The 6,681-nt window shown below is 61.2% G+C and carries 7 protein-coding genes and 1 pseudogene; 2 read left to right on the top strand and 6 right to left on the bottom strand.

All coding sequences use genetic code 11. The features are described from left to right. Window positions 1-649: 649 nt before the first annotated feature. Window positions 650-1,114 (top strand): hypothetical protein, encoded by a 465-nt coding sequence (locus FJW08_RS32080; RefSeq protein ID WP_140813743.1) that lies wholly within the window; start codon window positions 650-652, stop codon window positions 1,112-1,114. Window positions 1,115-1,408: 294 nt separating this feature from the next. Here FJW08_RS32080 and FJW08_RS32630 read toward each other — a convergent pair whose 3' ends face one another. From FJW08_RS32630 to FJW08_RS32055, 5 genes are all read right to left on the bottom strand, one after another. Beyond that, window positions 1,409-1,567 carry a hypothetical protein gene (locus tag FJW08_RS32630; RefSeq protein ID WP_181183113.1) on the bottom strand — a complete coding sequence of 53 codons (159 nt, stop codon included), beginning with the start codon at window positions 1,565-1,567 and terminating at the stop codon, window positions 1,409-1,411. A 915-nt stretch (window positions 1,568-2,482) separates the two neighbouring features. After that, window positions 2,483-2,773 (bottom strand): DUF982 domain-containing protein, encoded by a 291-nt coding sequence (locus FJW08_RS32070; RefSeq protein ID WP_140813742.1) that lies wholly within the window; start codon window positions 2,771-2,773, stop codon window positions 2,483-2,485. Further along, window positions 2,770-3,024: a hypothetical protein gene (locus tag FJW08_RS32065; RefSeq protein ID WP_140813741.1), complete on the bottom strand. Its 255-nt coding sequence runs from the start codon at window positions 3,022-3,024 to the stop codon at window positions 2,770-2,772. The genes FJW08_RS32070 and FJW08_RS32065 overlap by 4 nt, the downstream gene beginning before the upstream one ends. 63 nt (window positions 3,025-3,087) lie before the next feature. Continuing rightward, on the bottom strand, window positions 3,088-4,719 hold the full coding sequence (gene groL / locus FJW08_RS32060) for a chaperonin GroEL (protein ID WP_140813740.1): 1,632 nt from the start codon (window positions 4,717-4,719) through the stop codon (window positions 3,088-3,090). 57 nt (window positions 4,720-4,776) lie between these two features. Continuing rightward, window positions 4,777-5,091, bottom strand: a complete 315-nt coding sequence (locus FJW08_RS32055) for a co-chaperone GroES (RefSeq protein WP_140813739.1) — start codon at window positions 5,089-5,091, stop codon at window positions 4,777-4,779. A gap of 343 nt (window positions 5,092-5,434) precedes the next feature. On the opposite strand from FJW08_RS32055, the gene FJW08_RS32050 reads away from it, so the two are divergent. Then, window positions 5,435-5,713 (top strand): usg protein, encoded by a 279-nt coding sequence (locus FJW08_RS32050; protein WP_140813738.1) that lies wholly within the window; start codon window positions 5,435-5,437, stop codon window positions 5,711-5,713. A gap of 780 nt (window positions 5,714-6,493) precedes the next feature. On the opposite strand, the pseudogene FJW08_RS32045 reads toward FJW08_RS32050, so the two are convergent. After that, window positions 6,494-6,681 (bottom strand): annotated as a pseudogene (locus tag FJW08_RS32045) (hypothetical protein); the annotation flags it as partial.

Below are 6,681 nucleotides of genomic sequence, written 5' to 3'. Positions count from 1 at the left end.
CCTCTACCCGCTCAAGGCCTATGACATGCACGCCATCTCAGAAGGAGGCGGCCCTCCCGCGCAGCGGGTTCGTGCATTAGGCGCAAAGCTGCCGTCCAGGAAGTGACGCGCTGTCAGGACAGCACACGTGCCAGACGGTCGATCCTGCCACGACGATTTACATCGATCGACATCTGCCACGCACCATCAGATGGAGAGGCAATTTGCGCCTCGAACCGTTTCTGGTGTGCCACGAAATTGTTGAAAAGCTCTCCTGGACGAGTTGCGCCTTCATTATCTGCACGCCTATCAAATCCCTTCGCGTGTCGAAAGTGACGCGGTCAGAGGGGCTGGCCTGACCTGGCGGCACTACCAAAGCGTCATGAAGGCCGATGAGAAAGCGATCGATGGCGAACAGCTTCGCTGCGTGCGGGGGGATTTAGATATCACGCCTGAAGGATTACTCGTTGCTCCGACGTCTGATCCAAGCATCGCAGTAACTCGTCGGGGATGGTCCAAGACGCCGAGACAGCGGGAAATCAGAACAGGCGCATTGTCAAATTTTCTCGTCAGTGGAACTTCCCGACAGACTGTAGGTTCGCTTGCAGTAGGGACGACTGGGGCTACTTCGGCTATTGTAGGCGGAGCGCCTCGCCAACAGGAGACGGCCATGAAACATCAGACACTTGCAGAACTGCATGGGGTCGCGGAGGTCGAAGCATCCTTTCCGGCTATGACGCGGCGCCAGCGTTTGGAACATTGGGCCATGCTGCTCGAGCGAAATCCCGAGCAGTACCTCGCCGCCTTCCCCGGGACGGAATACATGACCTTGGACGTGCGCGACAAAACCCAGTCCCTCGGCTCCGCGCTCAGCATCGCTTTCGCCGATCCAACTTTGCGGGCTGAAGGGCTGAAGAACGATACGTATGGCGAAGCGAAGCGCTTCTTCGAGCTTACGGATTGGCAGTTGCACGCTGTTGTCTGCCATTGCCATGTCGGCGGCGCGATGAAAGCCGGATGGGCTGCCGTTCAAGTTCGATCTGCCATCAACAAAGAAGGCAAGCTTTTCACCAAATTGCGCGAAGCGATTGCCCATTGGCCGGTATTCCGCATTTTAACCCATGCGAGGGAGTAAAAGACGCCTCAGGCTGAACTAGCCAGCGATCTGACAAGGTGCAAGCACGTGAACGACGACGTGTTTTGGACCTCGACGTCGCTTACGTGACAACAACGGGCGAGCGTCGCCCGTTTCCTTTTGCCAATCGAGCCGGTCCGCGGCCTCTGAGCATTGACGAGGCGGGCGCGAACGACGACCGCGCTATGCGATGGCGTTTTATCGGCATCTCGCCCCCGGTCCATAGGATAACCCGCCAAAAAGGCTCGCTGGCCCAACTGGGCAGACGTCGGGCGCAGCTACGGGGCAGCAATATTACGATCGAACCGTAATCTCGACAGGCAATGGTGAACGCTGGTTTTGCAGCGAAGCCGAATGCCCGATCAGCGGGATGGCGAAAGGCGCGGCAGTGCCGGCCTCCTTGCTCTTGTGACGCTGCAATTGCCCGATTTTGGCGCCTTTGACGTCCAGCAATCATGGATGTCCTAGGAATAAGCGGTCGAGTGCCGGTTTCCATCTAGCCCAGCACCAAGCCTGCAACCAACACGACAAACCCGATAGAAAACAGGACCGCCAAAAGCCAAGCAGCCTCCACGAATCATAAGAGCCTCCTCCTGTCGCTGTCCCCTTGTAAGAAGCCCTATGGCGCGTTTCGGTTTCCCTAGGCGATAGGCGGGACGTGCAGCAATTTATGCTGCAAGGCAGCAACCAACTTGGAAGCGCCGCGTTCCGCTCATCCTCCGCTTCAGATTGACCGCAAAAGAATGGCAGCGCCACTACCCTGCCGCAGGCATTCGACCGTATGCGAGGTCATGGCGGCCCAACGGCGAAGCAATTGGCTTCGGCAGTCAAGCAAGCAACCGGTCACTCCGGACCATGGCCGAAGCTCTCTGTCTGGCATGGAAGCGGCCGAGAGCGTTCCACCGACATGACGACTATTGCGTCACCGCGCATTCGTGCGGAGGCAGGGCTTGCGCCGGTAAGCTTTGCCCTCCTGCCCTTGGCGAGACTCAGTCTTTCTTCCACGCCGCCAGCAGCGGGCCTTTGCTTCCATAGATCGGGTCCTTGCGCGGCCGTCCGACCCTGGGGATCGTCACCACCGCCTGGCGTGATCGGCGGCGGTCGTGCATTCGTCATAGGTGCCGGACGGCGGATAGGGGCCAACCACGAGAAAGGCGTCGGAGGCGGAGATGCGCTTGCCTGTCCGGTCTTGCGGCAGCGGTCACCTTTTCGGCTGCGTTCTTGATGCTTTGCAGGATTCTCATGACGTCGCCTCGTCTCGGGGACCCGACGCTGATTCAACCTGCGTGGCCGTCGCTGGTTCCCGGCAGGCTCTGCGCCCCGCGAGGTGCGCGAGGCGATCGCTGCACATCGGACGGACCTGTCGCCTTACCCCGAATGCATCTCATTGCCCATCGCCGCGGCCGGCGAAACCATATCCGGCAGCAATATGTCGTTGCGGCGTGCGAAGGTGACTAGCGTCGCTCGCACCGTCTTCGGGTCGATCTCACCGGCGATACCCGCCTTGCAGGCATTGAGGGCGACTGCATGGGCGCCGTTGCGGCAGGCGGCGGGCCAGTCCTGCAACAGCACGTATCCGTCCATCACGCTTTCGATCTTCCTCGGAATCCCCATTCCGACCAGAAGGGTGACCGGTTCTTCAAACTGCCCGCGCTTCATGGCTTTGCCTCCTCTCGATTGTGCAGGGCCGCGCCGGCCGTGCCTCGGGACGCGTCCGACACCTGTTGCGCAGCCAGGAACATCAGCGCCGAGGCGGCGGTCCGCCGTTTCCAGCCGGCGGCTTCGGCCGTGTCGAGCAGTCTCGCCAGCAGCGGCTTCAGCACGCCGCGGCATTCGCTTTCATAGGCCAGAAACTCCTTTGCCTGATGTGTCGGCCCGGGCACGGGCCCAAGATCAGCCATTGCATCCATGTCTCTCTCCCTTCAACTGATGCCCGCTCCCTGTCCAAGGGAGCGGGCGCACTGGTCGGGACCTCAGAAGTCCATGCCGGCGCCGGCCGGTATCGCCGGAGCGGCGCCTTCTTTCTTCGGCTTCTCGGCAACCATTGCCTCGGTGGTCACCAGCAGGCCGGCGACCGACGCGGCATCCTGCAGCGCCGTGCGTACCACCTTGGCCGGATCGATCACGCCCTGGCCATAGAGATCGCCGAACTCGTTGGTCTGGGCGTTCCAACCCCAGCCGAATTCGCTCTTCTCGCGCAGCTTGCCAACGATGATCGAGCCTTCCGCGCCGGCGTTCTCGGCGATCTGGCGAACCGGTGTCTCGATGGCGCGGCGGACGATCTCGACCCCGGTCTTCTGGTCGGCATTGTCCGTCTGGACTGCATCGAGCGCCTTGGCCGCCCGAAGCAGCGCGACGCCGCCACCGGGCAGCACGCCTTCCTCGACAGCCGCGCGGGTGGCGTGCAGGGCATCGTCGACGCGGTCCTTGCGCTCCTTGACCTCGACCTCGGTCGAGCCGCCGACGCGGATCACCGCGACGCCGCCGGCGAGCTTGGCCAGCCGCTCCTGCAGCTTCTCGCGGTCATAGTCGGAGGTGGTTTCCTCGATCTGGGCCTTGATCTGCGCGACGCGGCCCTGGATCTCTTCCTTGCGCCCGACGCCGTCGACGATGGTTGTGTTTTCCTTTTCGATCACCACCTTCTTGGCGCGGCCCAGCACCTCCAGCGTCACATTCTCAAGCTTGATGCCGAGATCTTCCGAAATCGCCGTACCGCCGGTGAGGATGGCGATATCCTCCAGCATGGCTTTGCGGCGATCGCCGAAGCCCGGCGCCTTGACGGCCGCGACCTTGAGGCCGCCGCGCAGCTTGTTGACGACCAGCGTCGCCAGCGCCTCGCCCTCGACGTCCTCGGCGATGATCAGCAGCGGCTTGCCCGACTGCACCACCGCTTCCAGCACCGGAAGCAACGCCTGCAGGTTGGAGAGCTTCTTTTCATGGATCAGCACGTAAGGCTCTTCGAGTTCGACGCGCATCTTGTCCTGGTTGGTGACGAAATAGGGCGAGAGATAACCGCGGTCGAACTGCATGCCTTCGACGACTTCGAGTTCGGTCTCGGCGGTCTTGGCTTCCTCGACAGTGATGACGCCTTCATTGCCGACCTTCTCCATCGCTTCGGCGAGGAAGCGGCCGATCTCGGCATCGCCGTTGGCGGAGATGGTGCCGACCTGCGCGATCTCGTCGTTGCGGGTCACCTTGCGGGCATTGGCCTTCAACTCGGCCACGACAGCTTCCACCGCCTTGTCGATGCCGCGCTTCAGGTCCATCGGGTTCATGCCCGAGGCTACGGCCTTGGCGCCTTCCTTGACGATGGCCTGGGCCAGAACGGTCGCGGTCGTGGTGCCGTCGCCGGCAAGGTCGTTGGTCTTGGAGGCGACTTCGCGCACCATCTGCGCGCCCATGTTCTCGAACTTGTCCTCGAGCTCGATCTCCTTGGCGACGGTGACGCCGTCCTTGGTAATGCGCGGCGCGCCGAACGACTTGTCGATGACGACCTTTCGGCCCTTGGGGCCGAGGGTGACCTTCACCGCATTGGCCAGGATATCGACGCCGCGCAACATCTTCTCGCGCGCTTCGGTATGGAATTTTACCTCTTTGGCAGCCATTGGATCACTCCTCTATCTAGGCAGCATTCGTTGACTGGTGGATTTTCGAAGAAGCCGTCAGGCGGCCTTCTTCACTTGCGCGGTTTGGTCGATAACCCCCATCACGTCGCTTTCCTTCATGATGAGTAGGTCCTCGCCATTGAGCTTGATCTCCGTGCCGGACCATTTGCCGAACAGGACACGGTCACCGACCCTGACATCCAGTTCGGTCAGCTTGCCGCTGTCGTCGCGCGCGCCGGGACCGACGGCGATCACTTCGCCTTCCTGCGGTTTTTCCTTGGCGGTATCGGGAATGATGATACCGCCGGAGGTCTTTTCCTCGGCCTCGATGCGGCGGACCAGGATACGGTCATGCAATGGGCGGAACGCCATGTCGTTCTCCTCTTGGGACAAACAGGTTTGAGGTTCCTCCGCACCGACCGGCAATTCGGAACGGTGCGGGGTGCGGCGACCCTTCGTCAGGCATCGCGCGCGCATATCGAGCTAGTTTTGCCTTTTTTCGGTTTCAAGAGGTCGGCCAAAAAATTTTGGCACTCACCCATAGAGAGTGCCAACCAGCTGTTATCGCGTGGTTATTCTGCCGCGTGCCGGGAGCTGCCGCTTGAAGTTCCGCCGCGATCCAACAAAATATCCGCAGCCGGCGCAATCGCGGGCGCCGGAACCGCTCACCCTCGCAGGGAGTTGATTGCAGACCGCCGCCGGAAAGGAGACATGAATGGTTGAAAATGTCAGCAAGGACTTCCGCCTCCAGATGGAGGGATACGGCCTGACCACTGCGCAGATCCATTATCGTCTGCCCGACCATCCGAGCCTGCTGCAGCTTTATGTCTGGCAGGACTATGACCTGGCGCCGGAGTTCCCCGAACTAAAGGGGTTCCTCTCCTACTGGGAGCGCGAACTCGAGGGGCCGCTTCACTCCGTCCGAGTCGCCCACCACCGGCTCATCACCCCATCGGAATGGCGGGCGATCGACGGTATCATCACGCTTCAGTAAAGGGGCGCCCGCAGTCGCACGGTGCCGCACTCACCGAAAAGATAAGCGACCGCGCCCCGGCCAGTCTTGTCAGGATGCCTGCCTGATCAGACCGAGGTTGAACGCTTCATAGCCACATCACAGCGCCAGGCTCCCCTGCTCGGCCCCCTCGGCGTCGGGGTCGCCCCGTGCGGTGGCCCAGTCGCCCATCGAGAAACGCGATCAACTTCGCTGTACAAATCGAGCCCTCAGCCCGCGTCAGGTGGATGTCGATCGGGTGCACGTCTCCGACGACCAATTCCATCGGGTGCATGCGATAGAGCGCCGACCGCGCGGGCGGCTGTCCTCGTAGGCTTTGCGGTTGGTGCGGAACTGGTGGACTTTCCGATAGTGTAGCTCTTCCGAAACGAGCGTCCACGGGATCGAACAAGCTTGCTCGAAACTCGAAAAATCACTAAGGCGGAACCCCCATGACCTGGTCGTCTCGACCAGGAAGTTACGGGCCAATAGCTTGACGTGTCCCCAAGCTGCGCCGGATGCCAAAAGCCCTCGGATTTCCTGTTTTAGGTCCTCTGCAATTTTGGCCTTTGTGCAACCGAGACATTGTTTCGCGGGCAGGCTTCATGAAGCCTCGCGCAGGGCGTCGAGATCGAAGATGGAAAGGCGTTGGCCTTTGCTTGCCGCTTCACTGATCTGGCTAACCGCCGGCGAAAAGGGGGGCGAGCGATGAAAATTCAATTTATGCCGACCTGTGCCTCATGTCGGCTTGCCCACCAGCCGCCTCTTTCTTGTCGGCGCCTTCTAGGCATTCACCACCCTGACGACAGCAGCATCGACCGTGACGGGAACGCCCAGGTTCACCGTGATGCGGTTTTTCTCGAATAGGTGGGTAATGTTGCCGTTCAGCTCGATGTGCTGCCCCTTCCGCACCTCAGTTGTTCGATCGACAAGCGAATTCGGCTGGCCAAAGGAGGGGATGGAAACGCTCA

The sequence above is a fragment of the Mesorhizobium sp. B3-2-1 genome (genome assembly GCF_006439515.1).
Lineage (GTDB): Bacteria > Pseudomonadota > Alphaproteobacteria > Rhizobiales > Rhizobiaceae > Mesorhizobium.
This window is presented reverse-complemented; position numbering and strand designations above follow the sequence as displayed.